This is a genomic window from Ramlibacter tataouinensis, from assembly GCF_027941915.1.
In the GTDB taxonomy this organism is placed as follows: Bacteria; Pseudomonadota; Gammaproteobacteria; order Burkholderiales; family Burkholderiaceae_C; genus Ramlibacter; species Ramlibacter tataouinensis_C.
This window is the reverse complement of the sequence record NZ_CP116009.1, coordinates 914,848-938,396: the sequence shown is the minus strand read 5'-3', so window position 1 is coordinate 938,396 and position 23,549 is coordinate 914,848. Positions and strand designations below refer to the sequence as shown.

General features: G+C 63.1%; 23 protein-coding genes and 2 tRNA genes. 14 read left to right on the top strand and 11 right to left on the bottom strand.

From position 1 onward, the window contains the following. The first annotated feature begins 237 nt into the window (after nt 1–237). Nucleotides 238–1,107, top strand: coding sequence for a hypothetical protein (locus PE066_RS04345; RefSeq protein WP_271235338.1), 870 nt, complete (start codon nt 238–240; stop codon nt 1,105–1,107). Nucleotides 1,108–1,758: 651 nt separating this feature from the next. On the opposite strand, the gene PE066_RS04340 is transcribed toward PE066_RS04345, so the two are convergent. Next, on the bottom strand, nt 1,759–2,409 hold the full coding sequence (locus tag PE066_RS04340) for a TetR/AcrR family transcriptional regulator (protein ID WP_271235337.1): 651 nt from the start codon (nt 2,407–2,409) through the stop codon (nt 1,759–1,761). A gap of 115 nt (nt 2,410–2,524) precedes the next feature. On the opposite strand from PE066_RS04340, the gene PE066_RS21445 reads away from it, so the two are divergent. The 11 genes from PE066_RS21445 to PE066_RS04285 all read left to right on the top strand — a co-directional run bounded on the left by PE066_RS21445 (nt 2,525) and on the right by PE066_RS04285 (nt 14,010). Further along, nucleotides 2,525–3,001, top strand: a complete 477-nt coding sequence (locus PE066_RS21445; RefSeq protein WP_440480573.1) for a hypothetical protein — start codon at nt 2,525–2,527, stop codon at nt 2,999–3,001. 115 nt (nt 3,002–3,116) lie between these two features. After that, on the top strand, nt 3,117–3,815 hold the full coding sequence (locus PE066_RS04330; RefSeq protein ID WP_271235335.1) for a nitroreductase: 699 nt from the start codon (nt 3,117–3,119) through the stop codon (nt 3,813–3,815). A gap of 292 nt (nt 3,816–4,107) precedes the next feature. Next, nucleotides 4,108–5,718, top strand: a complete 1,611-nt coding sequence (locus tag PE066_RS04325; RefSeq protein ID WP_271235334.1) for an ABC transporter substrate-binding protein — start codon at nt 4,108–4,110, stop codon at nt 5,716–5,718. An 84-nt stretch (nt 5,719–5,802) separates the two neighbouring features. Then, nucleotides 5,803–6,723, top strand: coding sequence for an ABC transporter permease (locus tag PE066_RS04320; RefSeq protein WP_271235333.1), 921 nt, complete (start codon nt 5,803–5,805; stop codon nt 6,721–6,723). Continuing rightward, nucleotides 6,716–7,621 (top strand): ABC transporter permease, encoded by a 906-nt coding sequence (locus PE066_RS04315; protein WP_271235332.1) that lies wholly within the window; start codon nt 6,716–6,718, stop codon nt 7,619–7,621. The genes PE066_RS04320 and PE066_RS04315 overlap by 8 nt, the downstream gene beginning before the upstream one ends. Further along, nucleotides 7,618–8,661 (top strand): ABC transporter ATP-binding protein, encoded by a 1,044-nt coding sequence (locus PE066_RS04310; protein ID WP_271235331.1) that lies wholly within the window; start codon nt 7,618–7,620, stop codon nt 8,659–8,661. The genes PE066_RS04315 and PE066_RS04310 overlap by 4 nt, the downstream gene beginning before the upstream one ends. Beyond that, nucleotides 8,658–9,656: an ABC transporter ATP-binding protein gene (locus PE066_RS04305; protein ID WP_271235330.1), complete on the top strand. Its 999-nt coding sequence runs from the start codon at nt 8,658–8,660 to the stop codon at nt 9,654–9,656. The genes PE066_RS04310 and PE066_RS04305 overlap by 4 nt, the downstream gene beginning before the upstream one ends. A 78-nt stretch (nt 9,657–9,734) precedes the next feature. After that, complete coding sequence (locus PE066_RS04300; protein ID WP_271235329.1) at nt 9,735–10,577, top strand: enoyl-CoA hydratase/isomerase family protein; 843 nt, start codon at nt 9,735–9,737, stop codon at nt 10,575–10,577. Further along, the gene (locus tag PE066_RS04295; RefSeq protein WP_271235328.1) at nt 10,567–12,186 is read left to right on the top strand and encodes a class I adenylate-forming enzyme family protein; all 1,620 of its coding nucleotides are present in this window, start codon (nt 10,567–10,569) and stop codon (nt 12,184–12,186) included. The genes PE066_RS04300 and PE066_RS04295 overlap by 11 nt, the downstream gene beginning before the upstream one ends. A 229-nt stretch (nt 12,187–12,415) precedes the next feature. After that, complete coding sequence (locus PE066_RS04290) at nt 12,416–13,219, top strand: DMT family transporter (RefSeq protein ID WP_271235327.1); 804 nt, start codon at nt 12,416–12,418, stop codon at nt 13,217–13,219. A 236-nt stretch (nt 13,220–13,455) separates the two neighbouring features. After that, nucleotides 13,456–14,010 carry a TetR/AcrR family transcriptional regulator gene (locus PE066_RS04285; RefSeq protein ID WP_271235326.1) on the top strand — a complete coding sequence of 185 codons (555 nt, stop codon included), beginning with the start codon at nt 13,456–13,458 and terminating at the stop codon, nt 14,008–14,010. Here PE066_RS04285 and PE066_RS21415 read toward each other — a convergent pair. After that, the gene (locus PE066_RS21415) at nt 13,953–14,429 is read right to left on the bottom strand and encodes a hypothetical protein (protein ID WP_369128082.1); all 477 of its coding nucleotides are present in this window, start codon (nt 14,427–14,429) and stop codon (nt 13,953–13,955) included. The two genes, PE066_RS04285 and PE066_RS21415, sit on opposite strands and share 58 nt — an antisense overlap. Before the next feature lie 83 nt (nt 14,430–14,512). Between PE066_RS21415 and PE066_RS04280 the strand changes: the two genes are divergently transcribed. Beyond that, complete coding sequence (locus PE066_RS04280; RefSeq protein ID WP_271235325.1) at nt 14,513–15,328, top strand: substrate binding domain-containing protein; 816 nt, start codon at nt 14,513–14,515, stop codon at nt 15,326–15,328. A gap of 180 nt (nt 15,329–15,508) precedes the next feature. Here the strand turns inward: PE066_RS04280 and PE066_RS04275 are convergent, their stop codons facing one another. The 9 genes from PE066_RS04275 to PE066_RS04235 all read right to left on the bottom strand — a co-directional run bounded on the left by PE066_RS04275 (nt 15,509) and on the right by PE066_RS04235 (nt 22,519). Further along, a complete protein-coding gene (locus PE066_RS04275; RefSeq protein WP_271235324.1) occupies nt 15,509–16,168 on the bottom strand; it encodes a hypothetical protein in 660 nt (219 codons plus the stop codon). Nucleotides 16,169–16,322: 154 nt separating this feature from the next. After that, nucleotides 16,323–17,912, bottom strand: a complete 1,590-nt coding sequence (locus tag PE066_RS04270) for a YfjI family protein (protein WP_271235323.1) — start codon at nt 17,910–17,912, stop codon at nt 16,323–16,325. Further along, entirely contained in the window at nt 17,909–18,370 is a 462-nt protein-coding gene (locus PE066_RS04265; protein ID WP_271235322.1) for a hypothetical protein, read from the bottom strand. Before PE066_RS04265 ends, PE066_RS04270 begins: the two co-directional genes overlap by 4 nt. An 18-nt stretch (nt 18,371–18,388) precedes the next feature. Then, nucleotides 18,389–18,634 carry a hypothetical protein gene (locus PE066_RS04260; RefSeq protein ID WP_271235321.1) on the bottom strand — a complete coding sequence of 82 codons (246 nt, stop codon included), beginning with the start codon at nt 18,632–18,634 and terminating at the stop codon, nt 18,389–18,391. Between the two features lie 263 nt (nt 18,635–18,897). Next, on the bottom strand, nt 18,898–19,986 hold the full coding sequence (locus tag PE066_RS04255; protein ID WP_271235320.1) for a tyrosine-type recombinase/integrase: 1,089 nt from the start codon (nt 19,984–19,986) through the stop codon (nt 18,898–18,900). 34 nt (nt 19,987–20,020) lie between these two features. Next, a tRNA-Lys gene (locus tag PE066_RS04250) sits at nt 20,021–20,096 on the bottom strand. Between the two features lie 42 nt (nt 20,097–20,138). Further along, nucleotides 20,139–20,214: transfer RNA gene (locus PE066_RS04245), tRNA-Ala, on the bottom strand. A gap of 25 nt (nt 20,215–20,239) precedes the next feature. Beyond that, nucleotides 20,240–21,109 (bottom strand): NAD(P)-dependent oxidoreductase, encoded by an 870-nt coding sequence (locus PE066_RS04240; protein WP_271235319.1) that lies wholly within the window; start codon nt 21,107–21,109, stop codon nt 20,240–20,242. Nucleotides 21,110–21,160: 51 nt separating this feature from the next. Further along, on the bottom strand, nt 21,161–22,519 hold the full coding sequence (locus tag PE066_RS04235) for an NAD(P)H-dependent oxidoreductase (RefSeq protein WP_271235318.1): 1,359 nt from the start codon (nt 22,517–22,519) through the stop codon (nt 21,161–21,163). A gap of 245 nt (nt 22,520–22,764) precedes the next feature. Between PE066_RS04235 and PE066_RS04230 the strand changes: the two genes are divergently transcribed. Next, nucleotides 22,765–23,514, top strand: a complete 750-nt coding sequence (locus PE066_RS04230) for an SDR family NAD(P)-dependent oxidoreductase (protein ID WP_271235317.1) — start codon at nt 22,765–22,767, stop codon at nt 23,512–23,514. Nucleotides 23,515–23,549 lie beyond the last annotated feature (35 nt).

Sequence of the window (23,549 nt, the reverse complement as noted above, 5' to 3'; positions counted from 1 at the left end):
GGCGGAGCCGCCGGGGGACGATTAGCCGTTCGCGCTCGGAAAGGTCAACCTCGTGGGACTCTTGGGGGACGAGAGCTCCGTGGAACCAAGTAGAACTCGAGAGGACTTAAAACTTCCGATCTGCAGGCCGGCAATGCGAATTTGCTCACACGCAGAGGCGTTCATGAATACAGTACGGGTTGGCGGCCTCGTGGACCCGACTACCGAGGTGCCGCTCCTCAGCGAGGCGAGCACGCAGTGTCTGCTAGCAAAGAGTTCAAGAAGATGGGAAGCCAACATCCTGTTGAGTTGGATAAGTTTGCACGCATGCACCCATCTGGGCTCCATGCTCCATTTCTCCTGAACGCGCTCGCAGGTCGTGTGACCGCTTCGGACGTGGACTGGATTGGGGGGCCGATTTACGTGTGTGGCGAGGGGCCGTGGCCGAAGACGGTCTTCCTGAGGTTCCTGCAGAGCCGATTCTTCTCGTGCGTTGACCATCCAGCCTTTTGCAACGCGATTGCCATCGGGACAGAGAACTTCCATCAAGTCGAGCTCGATCAGTTTAAAGGCCTCGGCAGCTCTCAGCGTGTGTTCCCGCAGGAACTATTGGTGTTAGGCCTCATGACGCGCGCGGACCCTTACACGCTCTTGAGTGCGGATGTTCTAAAGCATATCGAAGCGAATCACGCTGGGATTAGCGCGATTGGACACCCCAGGTGGTCTCGCCAGTATCCCGGAGGATGCGTGCTAGCAGAGGGCTTGTGTGGCCCGTACAACCCGACCGTCATACTCAGACACGAATGGGAAGACCGAGCATTTCTGCGTGCGCACGGGTATGAGGGTGAGGGCAGCATTCCGATGGCGTTGAGGCGGGCGGTTCTGAAGCGGATACTGACCGAAAATCTTCATGGCATTGAGTCGCCGGACTATGCGTACTGGGGATATCGCCGCAGTATCGAGCGCTTGGCAGCACTCGTTTCGTTCTTGCTCTATCTGAACAAGGTCAGCTCTGCAAGTCTACCGGCGCTGAGAAAAGTGCGCGCGGAAGACGTGCTGTGGCTGCGGCAGAAGTTCGACACTGATCAGGCGCTCTTCGAATGGCCTGAGCTGACCTCCGAATTGTGAACTTGCTTATCCCGCCCGCGGTCATTCGTCTCGACGCAAGCCACTGTTCGGAGGCCTTTCGCCACGATGTTGGCTTGGCGGTAACGAGAGTGCGTCCTCTCCGATCGGAGCGGCATGCAACTCTGCTGCTTCATTTCGACCAACGCCATTCGTCGCCAACCAGCTCCTGTAGCGTTGCGGTCTAGCAGCGGGACTTCCATAACGCACGCTGGTGGTAGACCAAAATGTGGAAGGCCACTTACGGAGCTTGACAGACGCCCTCTCAGCCCGCGACCACCGGACTGAGACTCCGTCGGTCGGAGGGCAGGGGAGTGGCGCGTGTGGTGCGTAAGCAGCGATGTCTGCTGTCGGCCAAAAGCCGCCTTCCGGCCAGATGCTGTCGCCGTCGAAGGCGAACAGCCGCATTCAAGTCCCTTGGCTCACGCTAGATCACAGCGGCATCTTTGAGACCGGAGATGCGCTTGGCAGAAAGCCCAAGCAGATCTTCCAACACCTCTTCGGGCGCTGGCCTAGCAGCGGTGGGGAAGGTCGCCGCGAACCGCGATGGCGCACGATCCCTGCTACGCGCCATTGTTGCCATGGATCCTGCTCAGTCCAGGCCGGCATGAAGCGCCCTGGAGATATGGACGATGCGCTGGCGCGCACCGCCACTCAGGCTGCTAGCTTGGGCCCGGATCGTCGCTGAGCGGGTCGGCTCGCGGCGCTTAGGGAGAGGAACAGTTCCACGGCCGTCCGGCCGACATCGCCCACCGCGGCCGCACTCGCCCTCGGGTCCGCTATGGCGCGTCCGACCACCATCGAGCCTTGCAGGCAGGAAAGCAGGCAAAGGGCCAGCCGCTCGGGAGAGGTATCGGTTGCCGGCTGTCCGTGCGGCCTCGCTTGTTTGAACAGCTGCGCGAGCCAGGTCAGGCTGACCTCGAAAAACGTCACCACCTCGGCAACCACCTCGGGCGGGAGGGATTCGGTCTCGGTGCTAAGCATCCCACCGGGGCACAGGTGGCGGTCGCGGGCATAGGTCTGGGTGAACAACTCCACGTAGGCACGAAGCCGCGCCTCAGGACTGCTGCAGCTGGCATCGATGTGCGCGAGCTTGCCGCGGAAATCCTCCGTGTAGCGGCGGACCACCGTGGCGCCGAGGTCTGCCTTGGTGCGGAAGTGGTGGTGAATGCTGGCTTTGCGCAGACCGAGCCGGTGCGAAATGTCGTCGTAGGAAAAGCCGTTGTAGCCGCGGCTTTGAATCAACTCCTGGGCGGCGTCGACCACGCGCTGCGCAGCCGGGGTGAGTTCCGAGGCAGTCTTCATCACTTTTTAGTTTGAGGGTAATCACTAAGCCGGACCAGACAGAACAAGGCCGTACACTGCCCTACCTACTGGTTGGTAGGATTGTACGAGCCACCGACGAGATGGCAAGCCCGGAATGACGCCTCCTTTAACTTCTGCCGTGAGCGACGTGCCACCGTTTGACCTGAACCTATCGCAGGGCGCCCACGAGCTGAACAAGATGGCCTTTCCCCTGAACCAGGCTGCTAACCGCGCCTGCTTCAAGGAGGATTCCGAGGCGTACATGGATGGGTTCCGACTTCCCATGGAGCAGCGCGAACTGGTCTGCCAGCGCGACGACCCTGACTGGCGCGCTGCAGCAGATCAAGGCCGGAATGCTCCGGCCGATCGCGGTGAGCACCATCAGGCAGGCCGAACTGATCCCCCAGGTGACCACTCTGGCCGAGACGGTGTCACCCAGCTTCGATTTCGGCACCTGGAGCGGTATCGCTTGCCGGCGCGGTACGTCCGATGCGATCGTTACCAAGCTCGATCAGCTGCTGCAGGAAATTCTGGCGCAGCTGGAAATCGTCGAGCGCTGGCGCTGACTAGAGGTTCGGATGGCCGCTGGTAACGCGGGCTGCTTCGACGCCTTCCTGCGTTCCGTAATAGAGCCATTGGGTGGGCTGGTCACCGAACCGGGGTTCAAGGTCTAGAAGGTTCCGCTCGGTTCATTCGTGAGGTATTTGATGACAGAAGTACGGCAAGGACTAAGCGACAGCCTCGAAACGTTGCTGCGGAATCGCCATAGTTGTCGCGCTTTCAACGGACGTCCCGTTGAAGTTGATACCGTAAAAACGATCCTGGAGCAGGCGCAACTCACTGCCTCGTGGTGCAACGCACAGCCATGGCTGGTGTATATCGCCAGTGGTGCCGCACTCGAGCGATTGCGTGCGATGCTGTACGAAGCATCTGCTAACGAGCCAGCGCGACCAGACTTACCCTTCCCCGGCGAATATCGGGGTGCCTATCTCGACCGACGTCGCGCATGCGGCTGGAGTCTTTACGAGAGCGTAGGCATTGCCCGGGGCGACCGCGAGGCCTCGAATCTTCAGGCACGTGAGAACTTCCGGATGTTTGGCGCCCCGCACGTGGCTTTCGTGACCGCACCGCGGGAATTGGGTAGCTACGGCGCCATCGATTGCGGCGCCTGGGTCTCTAACTTCATGCTTGCGGCGAGCGCGAGTGGGGTTTCCAGCATCGCACAGGCGGCGTTGGCGTCATATCCGGACATCGTTCGCCGGGAGTTGGGGATCCCGGACGGGAGAATCCTCGTGTGTGGCGTCTCATTCGGCTACGAGGAACATTCGCACCCGGCAAACGCATACCGGATGGGTCGGGCGAGCATTTTCGAGAGCGTCGTTTGGGTTGAGTCGAGCGAGGATTGATCAGCACTGAGGTGAGCTCTCGCCGTCTGGGGTGTGCCGGGGTGGCCAGAGGGGCGGCAGCAGCGCCTTACGGGTTACTCCCGATGAATGTGGCACTCGTCACCAAGAGAATGCGACACCTAATAAATAACCCGACGCGTCGGTCTATCAAGGCAACATGCGATGGCGGCGCTCGCGAGTTGGCTTCTATCCATGGGCAACTGGATTTAGCGACCGTCAAAGAGTCAATGGCTCAACGCCGGATCAACCTTTAGGAAAGCAAACCCTTCTTCTCCAAGAGAGGCGCACTGTTATGAATAGCAAGCACAGGTCCAACAAGCCGTACCGGCGTCGATCCGCCGCCCCCGCGAAGGCGACGCTGTTTTTGGCGTTAGCCGCAGTAGCTGCACTCACGAGCTGCTCTCGCGGAAACTCGGCTAGTGAAACGGCGACCGTCAAGAAAGATCAACAACTCGTGATCGCGATCGATGCGGAACCCGACACCCTGGACCCGCAGTCCCAGACGACATCCGTAGTTGCAAGCATTCTCAAATATAGCGTCGAGACCCTCACCAATACGACGGCGACGGGGGAACTCGCTCCGGGACTCGCTACTTCATGGAAATTGTCCAACGACGGACTGAAGCTCACGCTCGACCTGCGCAAGAACGTGACCTTCCAAAATGGCAGCCCATTCACGTCGACGGCTGTCAAGGCAACTCTCGACCGCGTCCTTGATCCCAAGGTGACCGTGCCTTATCGCAGCGCATTCTCTGCGATCAGCGAGGTGCTGACACCGGATGCCCATACGGTCGAACTCGTGCTCTCCAGGCCCGCCCCTGCGCTCCCTAAGGCCCTTTCCCTCGAGACTGTGGGCATTCTGGCGCCAGACTCCGTAAGCCAGAACGGAAACAGCTACACCAAGATCGTCCTGCCGGTAGGCACTGGGCCATACCGGGTCGAGCAATACGACCGCGGCGAGAAGATCGCGATGTCTCGGAACGAAAGCTACTGGGGTGCGAAGCCCTATTTCAAGGGCATCTCGTTCAAGATCGTTCCAGAGGCCTCTTCGCGCCAGAACATGCTAATGAGCGGAGAGGCGCAAATGATCCTGTCGCCGCCGCTGACCTCTCTGGATGCGATCAGTAAGAACAGCAGTACCACCGTGCACACGGGCTTGCCCGCGCGCACGCTCTACGCCGTGTTCAATACACAAAGGCCGCCGTTCGACAACCCGCTGGTCCGCCGCGCGCTCAACTACGCAATCGACCGAGAAGCGATCATCAAGAGTGTGATGCATAACACTGCCGAGGCAGCCAAGGGGCCGCTTGCGCCTGCATTGGCCGACAACTGCACGATGGACCACCCTTACGCGTATGACCCTGAAAAGGCTCGTACCCTTCTCAAGGATGCTGGCGTCAAGAGCCTCGAAGTCGAGTTCGGAGCACCCAACGGAAAGTACCCCCAGGCAACTCAGATCGCCCAGGCCATTGCCGGCTATCTCAAGGACGTGGGCGTGACTGTCAAGGTGACAACTCTGGACTGGCCGACCTATGTCGGCCGCGTGACGTCCGCGCCGAAGGACAACTTCGGCCTTCACATTCTCGGTTGGGCCGCTTCCTACATGGACCCGCAGCAGCCGATGACACAGTTTCAGAGCGACCAGGCACCGCCGCGCGGCCTCGCGACCTCGTTCTACAAGAATGCCAAGGTCGACGCGCTGCTCGCATCTGCAGCAAAGGAGATCAACTTGCAGACACGGTCGGCGCTTTATTGCGATGCCCAGAAGATCGTATGGGACGACGCACCATTCATTTTCCTGTGGGCCCAGAAATACCCGATCGCATTCAACTCTGCTCTCACCGGAATCACGGTTGCGCCGAACGAGTACTTCGACACGATTCATGCGAGGCCGGCGAACTGAGTACCGCAGGCCGCCAAGCCTCGTGTATCGGCGGCCTGCACTTCCCTTCGATTCGGCCTGGAGTTGGCAGTTGTGCGTAGTCTCTTGCAGTTCGTCGTCAGGCGCCTTTCCTTCAGCGTCATCACTATCCTGGGCGTCGCGTTCATCGTTGTTTCGCTCACCAAATTGCTCCCCGGCGATCCGGCTCGCGTGATCGCCGGCGTCCAGGCTGATCAGGTCGAGGTCGAGCGGATCCGGGCAGCGCTGCGGCTGGATGACGGTCTGCTCCAGCAATACGTCCACTTCATCTCAAACCTGATCCAAGGGAACCTTGGGACGTCTGCACGTACGGCACGCCCCGTGACAGAGGAGATCGTGAGCCGGTTGCCATACACGATTGAACTCGCAACCGTCGCAGTGGTGGTGGGCACCATTCTCGGGGCAATGTTGGGAGTTACGGCCGCCGTTTACCACCGACGCTGGCCCGACCTCGTCGCTTCGTCCATCGCCGTTCTGACCATCTCGGTGCCCGGATTCTGGCTGGCCTTGATGCTCATCCTGACGCTGTCGGTCGATCTTCGATGGTTTCCCACAGGTGGCGCGGAATCGGCGAGTGCAATCGTATTGCCAGCCGCGACGCTGGCCACGTTCACAGCCGGTCTTGTAGCCCGGATGACCCGCGCCGCGATGCTCGATGTCTTGCGCCAGGACTATGTCCGGACAGGCTATGCGAAGGGCCTGCGGCACTGGGTCGTCGTATACAAGCACGCTCTGCGCAACGCTGCCATTCCGATCGTCACGGTCATCGGACTTCAGCTCGGCGCGCTTATGGGCGGCGCGATCATTGTCGAGACGGTCTTCAGCTGGCCAGGAATCGGTCGCCTGCTGATCCAGTCGATAACCGCTCGTGACTTCCCCATGATGCAGGGCATTGTGTTCATCTTCGCTGCCGTCGTCGTCGTGGTGAATCTGCTTACGGATCTGGTTTATGCCGTCATCGATCCGAGGATTGTTCTCAATGATTGAGATATCCCTATCGTGCAGCGGGCACAAGAAAAGCCGCGCCAACTTGCTCCGGCATCGTGCAGCAGCGCTTCGCCAAGCGATGGTCACGAACAAGGCTGCCTCGCTTGGGGCCGCCGTGCTCATCATTATCTTGCTGGCCGTCATCTGCGCTCCCCTGCTGACCTCCCATGATCCCGAGCAGCAGAATCTCGCTGTGGCGCTGCAAAGCCCAAGCGCAGCGCACTGGTTCGGTACCGACGAACTCGGGCGCGACATCTTCTCCCGAATTCTCTACGGAGGCCGGATCACGCTTCTGATCGGCGCGAGTGCCACTGCGATCGCGCTGCTGATCGGCGTCTCGATGGGCCTGCTCTCCGGTTACTTCGGAGGATGGTTCGACCTCGTCATCCAGCGCATCACGGACACGCTGCTGGCTATGGCGGGCGGTGGCCTCCTGGCAATCGCTCTGGTTGCGACGTTGGGCGTAGAACTCCGGAACGTGATCATCGCCTCTGCCGCTGCGGTCGTACCTCAGTTCGTCAGGCTCTCGCGAGGGCTTGCGCTCTCGCTGAAGAGCGAGATGTACATCGAGGCTGCCATCGCAAGTGGCGTGAGTCATCTGGCGATCATCCGTACGCACATCTTGCGCAATTGCGTCTCGGCCGTCGTGGTTTTTGCGATGCTGAACATTGGCGTCGTCGTTCTCATCGCAGCCGGCCTCGGATTCCTTGGCCTGGGTGTACAGGACCCCATGCCCGAATGGGGGACCATGCTCGGCGCGGCACGCGCAACCTTCATCTCCTATCCACACACGGTGACGATCCCGGGCCTATTCATTCTTCTCACGATCTTCGCCTGCAACCTGGTCGGCGACGGATTGCGGGATTTTCTCGATCCTCGGCTGCGGGGGATAGCATGAAGTCGGCGAACTTGGAGTACTCGCTCCCACAGGTATCCGGCTCTGCCGGAGCATTGCTCAGCGTCCAGGATCTTTCGGTCGATTTTCAGATCACCGGTCGTTCGGTTCGAGCGATTGATGGCGTTTCGTTCGTTCTGGAGCAGGGACAGACACTGGGTATCGTTGGCGAGTCCGGGTCCGGCAAGAGTGTGACGATGTTGTCGCTTCTCGGGCTCCTTCCGCCAAATGGTGCGGTGACCGGAGGCCGGGCCCTATTTCGCGGACGAGACCTCCTCGCAATGGGCAGGGACGATCTCCGGCACATCCGAGGCAACGACATCGCGATGGTCTTCCAGGACCCGATGACGACGCTCAATCCGCTATTCCGGGTCGGGGATCAACTGGCGGAAGCGGTCCGCGCCCACCGGCGCGTATCTCAACGCCAGGCCCGCGATAGAGCCGTCGAACTTCTCGATCTCGTGGGAGTTCCAGATCCGGCCAGGCGAGCCAGGCAGTACCCGCACGAATTCTCGGGCGGGATGAGACAACGTGTGGTGATCGGCATGGCAATCGCCAACGATCCGACGATCCTGATCGCCGACGAGCCGACGACGGCGCTGGATGTGACCGTGCAGGCGCAGGTGATGTCGGTGTTGAAAAAGGCGAAGACCGCAAGTGGTGCCGGCCTCATTCTCATCACCCACGATCTGGGGCTTGTCGCCCAGACTGCTGATTCTGTTGCAGTCATGTATGCAGGCAAGCTAGTGGAGTACGGCAGCGTTTCCGGGATATTCCGATCTGCTCGGCACCCCTACACACGGGCGCTGCTCGCGAGTCTGCCGGACCATCGGACAACGCGCAACCGCCTGACGCCGATCCCGGGCGCACCGCCGGTACTGACGAATATGCCGACAGGTTGCGCTTTTCGGATTCGCTGCGGAGAGGCCGCAGGGCTTCCGGCATGCGCAGAGATCGCCCCGCGGCTTCGTCAGATTGACGGCGGACACACTGCGGCGTGCCACCGCCTTGGGGGGTCCCCGGAAATGGGAACTGCAAGATGAGTATGTCGTCTCCAGATCTTGATCGCCGGGATACGGTTCTCTCGGTCCGCAATCTAGTCAAGCACTACCGAGTCCGCGGGGCCAGTGGTCGGCAACAGGTGGTGCACGCGGTGGACGGCGTGCAGTTTGATCTCCGCAGGGGAGAGACCCTAGGCGTTGTGGGCGAGTCCGGCTGTGGGAAATCGACGCTCGGCCGAGTGCTCACCGGCCTACTTGAACCGACGTCGGGCTCGATCTTCTATTGTGGCGAAGACGTCACCATGCCGTCTCGCCAACGCCGCCGCGAACTGCGAAAGCACATCCAAATCCTTTTCCAGGATCCCTATTCGTCGCTCGACCCCCGGATGACCACCCTCGAGATCATCGGCGAGCCCTTGCGCGCCAATGGATGGAGTACGACCGCTGCCCGGCAGCGCGTGCTCGAGACCATGGATATGGTTGGTCTCGATCCCGTTTACGCGAAGCGATATCCGCACCAGTTTTCCGGTGGTCAGCGCCAGCGCATCGGTCTCGCACGAGCTCTGGCGCTCGAACCCTCGATACTGATCCTGGACGAGCCTGTTTCTGCCTTGGATGTATCCATTCAGGCGCAGATCCTAAATCTGCTCCAGGACCTTCAGGAGACGCTCGGGATCACCTACGTCTTCATTAGCCACGACCTTTCGGTCGTACGTCACATCTCCGACCAGATCGCCGTGATGTATCTGGGACAGTTCGCTGAGTACGGAACCACCCAACAGGTCTACGATCATCCACAGCACTGCTACACCCAAGCCCTCCTTTCAGCAGTGCCCGTGCCCGACCCAGACGCCGGAGCCCAAGATGTCATCGTCCTCAATGGGGACCTGCCCAACCCAAGCGACCCGCCCATCGGGTGCCGATTCCAGAGCAGATGCTGGCGAGCGGCCGACATCTGCCGTGCTGTACCTCCGCGCCTGACAGAGTCAACCACAGGACACCAGGCTGCGTGCCACTTTCCCGGGGCGGGAACGTGATCGCGGGCGCCGTGGCGCGCCTTCATCCTGGACCGCTCGCATCAACTTCCTGTCTATAACCTCGATAGCAACCACTGCATGACGACGGAAATCTCATCTCCACCTGCCACCATGACAAGACGACAGACTCTACCGCCCGAGCTCACCACGACGGAGCACATCCAGGTCACCGCGACTGACTCCGTCGTACGAGTGCTTCTGAACCGTCCACAGCGATTGAACGCACTGACCGTCCAGATGTTCGCCGAGCTCCAGGCCACCATCGATTTCGTACGCCGCACGCCGACGATTCGAGTGGTTGTGATCAGCGGGGCGGGCCGGGGGTTCTGTGCCGGCATGGATCTCTCGGGCGAACTGCTCTCAGGCGATGGCATCCAAGCAGAACTCGTTTCCAAGGACGCGCTCCGTCAAGTTCTGCTCGATCTCGAAAGCCTTCCCGTCGCCAAGGTTGCGCAGATCGCAGGGCCGTGCGCGGGCGGCGGGCTCGCACTCGCCTTAATGTGCGACCTGCGGTACGCAACAGCGACGACGCGGTTCACGGTTCCCGAACTCGACCTCGGATATCCGTATTCGATGAACGCCATTCCGCAGCTTGTTCGAGCCGTTGGGCCTACTCTCGCAGCCGACATGGTCTATACGTGTCGGCAGGTTCCAGCGCACGAAGCCAAATCCGCGGGAATGATCACCGCCGTGCTGGAGACCGAGGTCGAACTGACCGAGCTGGTCGAGGGGGTCGTCGCCCAATTGGCGCAGCGCCCTCGGCTCCTTATCTGGGGAACTGCCAAAGCACTCCGCCAGAGCGAACAGGCGCTACTGCCTACGGGTGGAACAGACCTGCCGTTGATGATGCTCGCTTCGTTCGACGACGAGTGCCAGCAAGCAAATGCCCAGTACCAGAAGAGGTTCCGACGTGACCGTTGAAAAGAGTGCCTTGCCGCTGGTCACGCCAGCGGTCGGATCCGAGCCGGCCAACTTCTGGGAGATCATGCACGCCACGGCTCGTGCGAATGGACACCGCACTGCGGTGATCAGCGGCGATGAGTCGCTTACCTACTCAGTGCTACTCGACCGGTCGCTGCGTCTTGCGGGCGCCTTGGCTGGCCTCGGATTGAGGCCCGGCGACGCTGTCGGGACGCTCGGCGAAAATACCATCGCGAGCCCTGAACAGATTGTCGGCCTCGCACTCGCCGGGTTCGTCCGAGTCAGCCTCTACGCCCACGAGTCCATTGAAACGAACGCCTACCTGGCCAACTTCGTCGGCATCCGCGCACTCATCGTGCACGAGCGTCATCTTGCGGTCCTGGAACGGATCCATCGGGCCTGCCCGGAGCTCAAGTGGATCATCGTGTGGCGCGCGGTTCGAGGGCAGTACCAGGAAGCCGCCAAATTCGACTACGAAGCACTCGTTGCCGATGCCGAACCGCTCAGCGTCCCGCCCCAACTCGATGTCGACCATACCCACATCGTTCGCTTCTCCGGCGGCACGACGGGGCGCCCAAAGGGCATCTATCACACGGTCAAACGGTGGATATGCGCCTGCCTGGAGTTCGAACGGGCTTTTCCGACCCTCAGCCCGGAGGACACGTACCTCGTGGTGGGCCAGCTAACCCACGCATCAATCATCCCGTTTTGGTCGATGCTTCGAGCAGGAGCCAAAATCGTTCTGACGGATTCGTTCGACGCTGCGCGAACTCTGCGCCTCATCGAGGAACACCACGCGACGTTCTCCGTGATGGTGCCGACAATGATTGCCGATCTCGTGAACTCGCCACTGATCGAAAAATTCGACCTTTCCAGCCTGCGCGCCATCCACTACGGGGCGGCCCCGATCAGCGAGGCCACGCTCAAAGCCGCGATCTCCTGTTTCGGGCATGCCCTCTTCCAAGCGTACGCCCAGAGCGAGGCCTGGCCCGTTTCGGTACTGACTCCCGAGGACCATGCTGCAGGCGGGAAACGACTACGTTCCGTCGGTAAGTCCACACCGAATACACAGGTCGTCGCTGTCGACGGCAACGGCGAGCCACTACCGCCGGGCCAGGTCGGCGAGCTCGCCGTCCGTGCCCAAGGAATGATGAGTGGTTATTGGAACGACCCCGAGGGACTGGCCCGCAAACTCACTCCTGACGGCGCCTTGCTCAGCGGTGACGTCGGATATGTCGATGAGGACGGGTACATTTTTCTGGTCAACCGCAAGAATGACCTGATCATCTCCGGCGGCTACAACATTTGGCCAGCTGAGCTCGAAGTAGTCATCGAAAGACATCCGGCGGTTCGCGAAGTCTGCGTTTTCGGCGTGCCGCACCCACGGTGGGGAGAGACCCCCATGGCAGCCGTCGTTCTCGAGCCGGAGGGCTCGGCGTCTGAGGAAGAGTTGATTGCCCTGACTCGCGAACAATTGGGCGCGGTCAAGAAGGCAACGGCAGTCGTCTTCCTAGATGAGTTACCTAGGAATGCGCTGGGAAAAATCCTGCGCAATGAGCTGCGACAGCCGTACTGGGAAGGTCGGAATGCCCAGATCGCCGGATCATGAACGGATGCGGCTGTTCCATTCCGTTTGGCACTTGAGCGGCTGTTCGCGCGGATAGCCCTTTTCGGAACGCCGGCAAGTGATGGGCGGGCGAGATCGCCCACTCCCCCGCATTCATGTCGTTTGAAGTCCGGTTCTTCGAAGCGCTCTCGAAGAGCAATCACGGCGAGATCCATAAGCAGCCCATCGAATGTGGATTGGTTTGAGCTCCGCACGCCTGAGCCTTCTCACGATGGCCGCCATGCTTGCCTTCGCGGGCAATTCCCTGCTTTGTCGCTGGGCCTTACGGGAAACGGCAATCGATCCTGCTTCGTTCGCGGTTGTCCGTCTAGTGTCCGGCGCAGCGGCGCTGGCGTTGCTGGTGCGGCCCTGCGGCGTTACAGGCCAGGATGGCAACTGGCGTAGTGCGATCGCTCTGTTCGCTTACGCTGCCGCTTTCTCGTTCGCGTATGTGCAGCTCTCAGCCGCAGTCGGCGCATTGCTGCTGTTTGGAGTCGTGCAGCTCACAATGGTGCTTTGCGGGTTAGTAGCGGGCGACCGCGTCACCGGCAGCCATGTGGCGGGCCTTTCGGCCGCACTCGCTGGTTTCTATGTGCTTTTGTTCGCGCAAGGCGGAGCGAACTACGGCGGCCTCTGGGCCCAGGTGCTAATGGCGGCAGCCGGCGTGGCCTGGGGCGTGTACAGCATTCTAGGCCGGCAGTCGACACACGCCAAAGCCTTGACCAGAGGCAACTTCATTCGCGCCGCAGCCTTGTCGGCCACGTTGCTACCGATGGTAGTTAGGCAGTGGCAATGGGATCCCCTGGGTCTTGCACTAGCTACCGCCTCAGGCGCTTTAACCTCGGGAGCGGGTTATGTGGTGTGGTATTCGGTGACGCCGCGCTTGCGAGCCATCCAGGCGTCCACCGTGCAGCTTAGCGTCCCGTTGATTACGGCAGTGGCCGGAATTCTTTTCCTGCAGGAAAACCTTGTGGTCAACCAAGTGTTCGGCGGATTGCTGATCCTAGGCGGCATCGCACTGACGTTTAAGCATTGACTTCGGTGCGCGCTGGCGGCGTTCTCCGGATTGCGGCTGCATCCCGATCTAGCCGAGGTAATCAACAGGGAATTGGGCCTCCTCACCGTTGATCGCCTGCTCCAGTGCTATCGAGTTTGTTATGAAGTTGGCGTACTAGGAGATTTGGAGGAAGGCGGCCAGGACGACCCAGTAACAGGAGCGCTTGCATGGTTCGCGGAAGAGTGTTTGGTTATGAGGAAAAGAAGCGAAATATAGTGAAGGAGGCCGTGGCATTGTTCGCGCGCAAGGGCTTCACTGATACGACGATGATGGATGTAGCGCGCGCATGCAGAGCATCGAAGTCCCGGCTTTTCTACTACTTCAGCAGCAAAGAAGACATCCTCAAGGTAGCGGTGCTAGCGTACGCGCGCCGCCAGGAAAGGGAACTCGAGCGCATTAAGACAATGACGTTGCCTGCCGAGGAGCGATTGACGCTTTACGTAGACGCCTATGCTCGCTGCGCAGCGGCTTTCCGTGATGAGCATCTAATTCTCTTGCGTGAATCCAAGCGACTTGATGCTGCATCGCGAGAAGTCTGCCGACTTCTTAGGAACGAGATCACGACTTTTCTCGGAGGTCTTCTCGCTGAAATCAAGCCTGGACTGCAGGCATATGCATTGCGAACTGAGTTCTACTCGCTTCTGCTGCTGGGCATGATGAGCAGTTGCTGGAACTCGCAGCGCGGGCCCGCCATGGCGAGTGATTTTGACATTCAGATCAACACGCTTTTCCTAGACGGAATCCGACAATGCACCGGAGCAGATCCGTAAGGGGAGGACTTAGGCATTCGATGCTGCTGCCTGCTGCGCTGAGTTCTGGAGGATGAAGCCACGTACCGCGGCGGTTTTCCCGTTGGTCGGTTGCGGCTTGAGGATGGCCGCTTTGGTCGAAAAGCAGCCTTCGGCACGCGCAGATGCTGACTAGCGGTAAAACAAAGTGACCATGGCGCGGTCAGGCCCGCCTTGCAGACGTGGCCATGTCCAGCGTGCCCGACGACGTCGGCCAGCCCTCGGGCTACGGCAAGTACGCGTGCCAGGTCCACCCCCGTGTCGTAGCCGAGGGCCTCGAACATGTGCAGCGCATCTTCAGTGGCCACGTTGCCGCTGGCGCTCGGTGCGTACGGGCAACCGCCCAGCCCACCCACGGAGCCCTCAAATCGATCGATGCCGGATTCCACCGCGGCGAGCATGTTGGCCAGCGCCATCCCGCGCGTAACGTGCGAAATGCAGGCACCAGTGCACCACGGTGCTGCGCCGCTGCAAGTCCTCGACCATGGTGCGCACCTGGACCGGATTTGCCATGCCGGTCGTGTCGCAGAGGGTGAAGCGCATTACCCCTGCGTCCATGAAGGCATCGATGAGGCTGCAGACCCCGGAAGGGCGAACCTCGCCCTCGAACGGAAAGCCGAATGCCGTCGAGATCGCCAGCGTGACAGGCAGGCCGGCAGGGAGCGAACCAGCCCCCGCGCAACTGGAAGGGGATCTGCGGGTCCTGGCATCTCCCTCCTTCACCTCCAGCGTTTTGCTGCGCGAGCTGCACCCCGGGCTACTGGTCGATCTGCGGGTGAGTGCCGGCCCGGTGGACCTGATTCGCGAAGGCATCGACGTGCACATCAGTTTGGACGAGATCCACCGGAAGAAGCAGCCCGCCGTGAAATTGGCCGACCACACTTGCGTCGTCTGTGCGTCACCAGCATACCTGGAGCGCCATGGCATCCCGGGCACTCCTGCGGACCTGCGCCGGCACGCGGGGCTGGTCGGACACGGGTCGCCTTTCGCCGAGGAATGGCCGTTCTTGGCCGGGCGGACGGTGCGCAAGTACCCCGTCCGCAAAGTATTCGCGTCGAACAACGGCGACGCGCTACGGGCCTACTGCGTCCAGGGACTCGGCCTCGGCGGCTTCTACGCTTTCCACGTGGCCGAAGACCTGCGCTTGGGCCGCCTGGTGGAGGTTTTGCGGCCCTATCGAGCCAATGCCAGCGCAATCTACGCCGTGGTGCAGCACCGGCGATACATGAGCCCTCACACGCGGGCGTTCATCGAGTTCATGCGCGCCGCGTGCGCGAAGCTGGCAACCGGCAATGCTTGAGCGGCTGGCGGCAGGGCCCGTCGCTACGTGCGTCAAAAGGGACGGAGCGCAGGACGATCCCCCGAATATTGCGCGCTGACGCAGACGCATAACACCCACGGATTCAAAATCCGGGGGTTGCCCTGCCCACAGGTACGCAAAGACGGCGTCATCGTCGACGACTTCGGGTTGCAAGCGCGCTTAGCTCCCCTTTATTGAAGTGGTAGTGGAGGCTTGGGGAGGGCGCCCCAGGACCCGAGCCCAGGCAGCCTCAAGCGTGTCCAGACCTTCCAGCGCGTCCTGCTTTGCCGCGGGCTCTTCTGGCTTGCCGGGACTTCCATCCAGGATTTGGAATGCCTGGCGCTCTAACCCGATAAGCGTCTTGAGAGCGTCAGCGAGCATCTTGAGGATGGCGCTGCGCGACGCCATCGACTTTTCCTTGTCGGGAATAGTTCGGCTAGGAGCGATGGCTTCCGCGCCTGAGAATCGGTCACGCCTCCACTGCACAGTCGCAAGCTCCAGGTCCTCGAGAAGTGCAAGGGTCAGTTTTCTTGCGCGCTGGATGGAGTTGCGATGGGCGAGAACCACGTCGGTCTGGGCTTGAGCGGTCGCCTCTATGACGTCGCGCTCGCAGGCGCTTTTGCCGTTCAGTTTGATGTTCAGGTTGGCGGCGTTCAGTTTGGCCGTTGTCTTTTCGGTGATCACAACCGACAGGTCCCGCGCCCATCGGTTGAAATCCGCTACCTGCTTGATCCGCGTGCTGCTGATGCCGAACTCCTTGGCCAGCATGCGAAATGAACGGCCCGCCCGATAGGCCACTTCTACCGCGTACCAGTCCACATCCTTCTTGGGCATCACCATTGCGCTCTCCTTTTCGGCGTACCGGCCGCTGGTGGTTGAAAGTTTTCTAAAAATGCTGGTCGACGGCCCCCCAAAACCCCCGAAACTCACGCGCGCCACGTGCGGGCACTCGGCTGCGGTTATGGGGGTTTTGGGGCCTCACCCGACACATCTTTCAGTCTCCGCCGCTTGCAGCGGCGGTGCCGGTTGGCCTCACCTTGGGGTTGATCAGATAGCGGGTTGTGGGGCGACCAGGTTGTTCACTGATGTCGAAGGAGCGCACCCACCCAAACTCTTCCAGCACGGCCAGCGCCACTTCCGCTTCGGCCGTGGAGCGCACATCGCCCCAGCCTTTTTTGTAGACATCGCGCGCGGTGAACCAGTCGGACAGCTTGCCTTGCCGGATGCGTCTGGAGATCGAGCGCGCGGTGGTCACTCGGCCGGCTTCAAGCAGCGAGTAGATCCGGCGCGCATGGCCAGCAAGGTACTCGCACCAGCGCACCGCGCGCTGTGCGCATGAAGCGCCAATCGGCCCGATGTTGCCCTCGGCCAGGTGCAGAACCAGGGCGACCGCACAGAAGAGCTTTTCGTACTTGCCCAGGTGCTGCGCGACCAGCGGGTGCTGCTCGCTCTCGATCTGCTCGTGAAGCCAGCCGCACCAGGCGATGAACACGTCCTGCGCCTGGTCGTCGAAGCTGAAGTGCGGCAGCTTGACGAAATCGTCGGCGGGACGAGCGCCGTCCTGCACCGGGTCGAACGAGGCAAGTCGCTCGAAGGCGTCGCGAACAGCCTCGCGCGCACCCTTATGCGGCGGCTGATCGCGCCACTCCCAGCGCGGCGCATCCGGGAAAACGAGGACCTGAAACCGCTGCATGGCGCCGTCGTTGTCCAGGCTGCCGGTGACCTTGCGCAGGTACCGCTCCAGGATGTCGGGCTGGATACCGCCGAACACGGACAAACACACGTTCGGAACGAACACGCTGCCGCGGGCGATGCGATCAACATTGAAGCTGCCGGTCCCGTTCCAGCCCTCTAGATACAGCGCGCGGTCGCCCTCGCGGCCGTCGCGCTCCCAGCTGGCCCAGAGCCCGACAAGTTCATCGCGGTAGACCAGCAGCCCGGCCGGATTGTGCGCAAGCAGGTCGGCGATCTTCTCGGCTGTCGCGTCATTGGTCTTGAATCGGCGCGTCGTGGGCTCCTGCGGTTCCTCCAGCTTCTGAAAGTCGGCCATTGCCGTCAGCATCTTGTCCTGCTTGTCGCCCTTGGCGGCGGACTTCATCTCCGTCTTGATGGCCGCCTGGTGGGCTTCGTAGGCAGCTTTTTCGGCCTCGTAGATCTTCTTGCGTTCGACCAGGGCCAGAGCCTCCCTTTTCTCCAGCCGGTCGATGAAGCGCATCACGGTACTCACCGCGGGCGTCTTTTTGGCCGACGGCTCGCCCACGACGCCGCCGTAAAGATTCGGCGTCACAAGCCAATCATCGCGGCGCTTGGGCTTCAAGGCACATTTGGAGCCGATCACTGCGCCGAGGGCGACGACGAGGGCCGCCCCGATGTAGTCGGGCGCGCAGGGCATCCGAGTCGCTTCGTCAAGCACGAATTCGGCCAGCGGCCTGGGCAGCATCTCAGTCGCCTGGAACGGCGGCGCAACCGGCAGTTCGCTCTTGATTTCGCGAGGCTCGGGCCAGTCGATTCCGACTTCGACAGGCGGCTGATCCTCGATATCTGCATCGAGCCTGGCGTAGAGATGATCTAGTTCCTGCTTCACGCGAAGATCTCCACCACGCGGGCGATGCGTGCCGCGGCTTTGACCAGGCGCGAGCGGTCCGACTGGTGCAGGTTGACGCCATGCGCCACATTCAGCGCGGCCACTGCGACCAGGTTGACCTCCGCGCCGATCACCTGCAGGGCAGCGCGGGCCGGCAGCGGCGGCGGCGACTTCGGCCATGCGCCGCTCTTGCCGTCTTCCAGCCAGGCGCCAAGCTCACGCGCTGCGGTGATGAAGTCCTGTCCGTGCAGCTGCATCTGATAGGACAGCACGTCGCGGCCGCTGACGCCGCAGTTCATGCAGATCCAGGCGCCCGACGCCACATGAATGCGCATCGAATCACTGCCGCCATGAATACGGCACGCGGTCGTGCGCCACTTCCCATGCGGCGACAGGTGCAGCCCCTGGTCGGCGAAATAGGTCACCGGGTCGGGCAGCAATGAGCGGTCGAAGCTCATACGCGTTCTCCAGGTGACTTAAACGGAGCCGGCGCGCGGGTGACGGGCCTCGGCCGCGCGCTGACCTTCGGCGCGGACAACTTCGTCATAGCGCTCAGGCTGCACCAATTTGCGGCCGGCGATCAGGAACAGCGCGCCTTTCTCGATCAGCTTGTCCCGGTTTCTGCGGGTGAACCACTCGAGCGATGTGCGGGAGGGAAACACCTCGAGGCGCATCTCGCGATAGGCATCGAACGGCAGCAGGTCGTCGAGTTTGTTGTTCATCTCTTTCTCCATCTGTGTGTCAGGACGGGCCTGGCGGAGCCCGCATCGAGGCCTCGGCTTCGATGCTGCGAATCATGCGAGGGCCCGGGCGCGCGCGCGAGCGACCTCGCGTGGACAAGTGCCCTGGCAAGTGGTCCGCAGCTGCTGCGCGTCAGCCGGTTTCCCTCTGAAAACCGGCTGATTCACACATGAAGAAGATCGATGAGATCAGCCCTTCTTGAAGTTGTCGCCCGTCTTGTAGACGGCGGGGCTCTGAGCGCCTTTCAGGGGCAGCGTTCTTCCCAGACCCGCTTGATCAGCGCCGCTTTGTGGGCGGTGGTCAGGTGGCTGTAGCGCTTGGTCATCTGCAGCTGCCGGTGCCCGAGGACGTCGGCGATCTCGAGCAGCGTGGCGCCGTGCTGGGCCAGCATCGAGGCGCAGCTATGGCGCAGGTCGTGGAATCGGAAGTCGCGCAGCCGGGCCGCGGCCAGGGCCTCGCGCCAGCACTTTTCAAAGTTGAAGCGCACCAGTGGATTGCGCGGCGAGCCGAACACCAGGTGAGCGGGTTTGCCGGGGCTCGCGCGCAGCAGCTGCAGCACGGGCTCCAGCAGCGGAAGCACCTTGGGGTCACCGTTCTTGGAGCGATCGCACAGGGCGACCTGCCGCTCCAGATCGATGTCCTGCCAGCGCAGGGCCATCAGTTCGCCCTTGCGAGCCCCCGTGGTCAACGCCAGCAGCACCAGCAGGTGCAGGTGCTCCCAGCGTGAGGCCCGGCAGGCCGCCAGCAGCCGCGCGCGCTCCTCGTCGGACAGAAAACGCACCCGCTCGTTGTTTTCGGGCCGACGCTCAATGCTCCTGCAGGGATGCACATAGCCCTTGGGCGCGATGCGCCGCTTGATCGCCCAGGTGATCACGGCCGCCAGCGAGGCCGCATAGCGATTAATCGAGGCGGGCGAAAGCAACTTGCGCTTGGCCCGGTGGATCGCCCGGCCATCGGCGTCCTGGCCGGCGAAGTACCGGCTCGGTTGGCGCGCCAGCGTCTCCAGCGCGCTGTGCACATGGTCGTCGCTCAGGTCGGCCAGGCTGATGTCGTCAAGCTTGGCAGCCCACCAGCGCAGCCGGTATAGGCGCGAGGTGTCGCGGCCGGCGTACTGGCGCATGTAGAGGTCGATGAGCGCGCGCACCGTGAGGCTGCCATCGCGCAGCGGCAGCTCGGCAGTAAAAAGTGCAGGTGAGGCCAAGCGCGGCAGCGCCGCGCGAGTGTCAGTATTGGTGGTGCCGCCAGGCACCGACCCGTCACCGACGGACGGATTTTCCGTAGCCATTCTTGAGCTCCGAGTGAGTTGAGAACCGTCGTGACCGACGGACTGCACGCGGAGCCCCGAAAGGCCCGTCCTGACTAAAGAGTGGTGGGTCCTGAAGGATTCGAACCTTCGACCTACGGATTAAGAGTCCGCTGCTCTACCAACTGAGCTAAGAACCCACTCTGCAACGTCGCCGATGGCGGCGCTGCGAAAACGTGTCGTGGTGGAGAGGAGGAGGATCGAACTCCCGACCTTCGCATTGCGAACGCGACGCTCTCCCAGCTGAGCTACCCCCCCACAACAGGCCGTAATTCTAGCGCAACTAGCGCATGCCGTTGCGGCTCGCGAGCTCGACGAACAGTCCGGAATGGTCCAGGTCGGCCAGGCCGTGCTCCACGCCGTCGGCGTAGAGGCGCTCGAACAGCTTCGTCACCGGTGCATCGAAACCGATCTCCTCGGCCGTGGCCAGCGCGTTGCGCATGTCCTTGAGCTGCACCGTCATGCGCCCGCGCGGTGCGAAGTCGCGCTCGACCATGCGCTGGCCGTGCAGTTGCAGGATGCGGCTGTCGGCAAAGCCGCCGCTGATGGCCTCGCGCACCTTGGCCATGTCGGCGCCGCCCTTGGCGCACAGCAGCAGGGCCTCGGCCACGGCGCCGATGGTGATGCCCACGATCATCTGGTTGGCCAGCTTGGCCAGTTGCCCGGCGCCATGCGGGCCGACGTGGGTCGCGCGGCCGAACACCTGGAACACCGCCGCCGCGCGCTCGAAATCAGCTGTCGCGCCGCCGACCATGATGGCCAGCGAGCCGTTTTCCGCGCCCACGGTGCCGCCGGATACCGGTGCGTCCAGGCAGGCAACGCCCAGCTCGCCCAGCCGCGCGGCGTGGTCGCGCGCCTCGCGCGGCTGGATCGAGGCCATGTCGATGAAGAGCGTGCCGCGGCGCATCGCGCGGGCGGCGCCCTGGTTGAACAGCACGTCGTGCACGACCGCGCCGTTCTCCAGCATGCTGATCACGATGTCAGCGTGGGCGACGGCCTGCGCCGCGCTGTCGCAGATGGCGGCGCCATCGGCCGACAGCGGCTCGCATTTGGCGCGGGTGCGGTTCCAGGCCGCGACCTCGTGGCCGGCACGGCACAGGCGGCGCGCCATGGGCAGGCCCATCAGGCCGGTGCCGAGCAGGGCAATCTTCATGGGGGTTCCTCCTTGGCGGCCATCATGGCGCGCCCACCCGCGCGGTGGCTGTCAGGCGGCTGTCAGCCGCGCCGGGGCGAACAGCCCTTCCATTTCCCGCCGCAGTTGCCAGGCCCGCGTGCCGGTGTCCATGGCGACGTCGGCCCAGGTCAGGCTCTGGCCCTTCGCCACCGGCCGCACCAGCTTGACCCCGTGCGCCAGCCCGAGCGGCAGGCCGCCCATCTGTGCCGAGCGGGCGGCGGGCAGCAGCTTGCCCCAGACGGTGTAGCCGCCTTCGCCGTCGAGCAGCTCGCCCGGCTTCAAGTCGCGCTTGGCGGTGGCGACCACGTCGGCGTTCCAGCCGGTGGCCACGCCGGTCGGCTCGCCGCGCAGCGCGGCCGAGGCGACCGACACGCCGACTTCCAGCCCGATCAGGTGCCAGCGCTTGTACAGCGTGAAATAACGCCCGCTGGGATCGGTGTGGGCGTTGTATTCCTCGAAGCAGTTGCGGATGTACTCGGTCTCGGCCTCCACGGTGACCCACACGCCCATGCGGATGTCGTAGGGGATCCGGCGGCCGTCGGGCTCGAGCGAGGAGATCACTTCCACCATGCCCTTGCGCTCGAGCACGCCGCCTTCGCTGCGCGGACGGGTGACGTAGGGGATGTCCTCGATGCTGGCCGGCGGGTAGAGCAGGCCGTCGCTCGGCACGCCCAGCCCGGTGGCGTTGGCCACCGCCGTGCTTTCGATCGAAGGCTTGGAGCCGTCCAGGAAGCTGTTGAACATCTTCGGGTTCAGCCCGCCGCGGCGGGCCTGCTCGGGTGTCAGGCCGTAGTAGCCCCAGACCGTCTCCGGTGTCGATTCGCAGAAGTGCGGCAGCCACTTGTGCCCGCGGCCGGCCGCCACCACCGGGAATCCGCAGGTGCGCGCCCAGTCCACCAGGTCGCAGATCAGCGCCGGCTGGTCGCCGAAGGCCAGCGAATACACGACCCCGGCGTCGGCTGCGCGCCGCGCCAGCAGCGGACCGCAGAAGGCGTCCGCCTCCACCGTGACGTTGACGACGTGCTTGCCGTGGGCGAACGCCTCCAGGCAGTGGTCGACGGCGGCGATCGGGTGGCCGGTGCACTCGACGATCACGTCGATCGCCGGGTGCCGCACCAGCGCCTGCCAGTCCTCGCCGACGTGGGTGCTGCCGTCGCGCATCGCCGCATCCAGCGATGGCGCCTCGCTGCGGGCGGGCTCCCAGCCCACGCGAGCGAGGTTGGCGTGCGCGCCGGCCGGCGAGAGGTCGGCGATGCCGACCAGGTGCACCCCCGGCGTGCGCGGCACCTGGGCCAGGTACATGGAGCCGAACTTGCCGGCGCCGATCAGGCCGATGCGGATGGGGCGGCCCTGGGCCGCACGCTGCTGGAGCTTGGCGTGGAGGTTCATGGGATCGGGATCAGAAGGCGGGCTTGAACACGGGCTCGATTGTGGTGGGGACGGTGCCGTTGCGGCTGCCGGGCTCGTCGCGGGCCGGACATAAGTCAAGCCCGTTCCGAGGGTAAATCCAGCCGGACCTGGTTTGTCGAATGAACCATCATTCAGTCTGGCAGCGGGGCGAGGACCCATGACCGGACCCGCCCACGGCCCCGGCCCCTTTTTCGACCTCGACCAACACCTTGGAGGTTCGTGGCATGCAACTCACAGGCAAGACGGCCGTCGTCACCGGAGCGGCCTCGGGCATCGGGCGCGCCACCGCGCACGCGCTGGCGCAGGCCGGCGCCTACGTGCTGCTCGGCGACATCGCCGAAGCGGCCGGCCGCGCGGCGGCCGACGACATCCGCGCGCAGGGCGGCAAGGCCGACTTCATCCGCCTGGACGTGACCGACCTCGACTCGATCGCGGTATTCCGCGCCGAAGCCTACCGCCAGTCGCCGCACGTGGACATCGTCGCCAACGTGGCGGGCTGGGGCCGGATCCAGCCGTTCCTGGAGAACACGCCCGACTTCTGGCGCAAGGTGGTGGACCTGAACCTGATGGGGCCGATCGCCGTCACCCACGCCTTCCTGGGCGGCATGATCGAACGGGGCGAGGGCGGCAAGATCGTGACGGTGGCCAGCGACGCCGGCCGGGTCGGCAGCCTGGGCGAGACGGTGTACTCGGGCGCCAAGGGCGGCGCCATCGCCTTCACCAAGAGCCTGGCGCGCGAGACCGCCCGCCACCGCATCAACGTCAACTGCGTCTGCCCCGGGCCGACTGCCACGCCGCTGCTGGCGGCGGTGCCGCAGAAGCACCAGGAGGCCTTCGTCAAGGCCACGCCGATGCGCCGGCTGGCGCAGCCTTCCGAGATCGCCGACGCAGTGCTGTTCTTCAGCACCGACCAGTCCTCGTTCGTCACCGGCCAGGTGCTCAGCGTGAGCGGCGGCCTGACGCTCGCCGGTTGAGCACCGTCCGCCCAGCGCCCCGCCGGCCCGCCGCA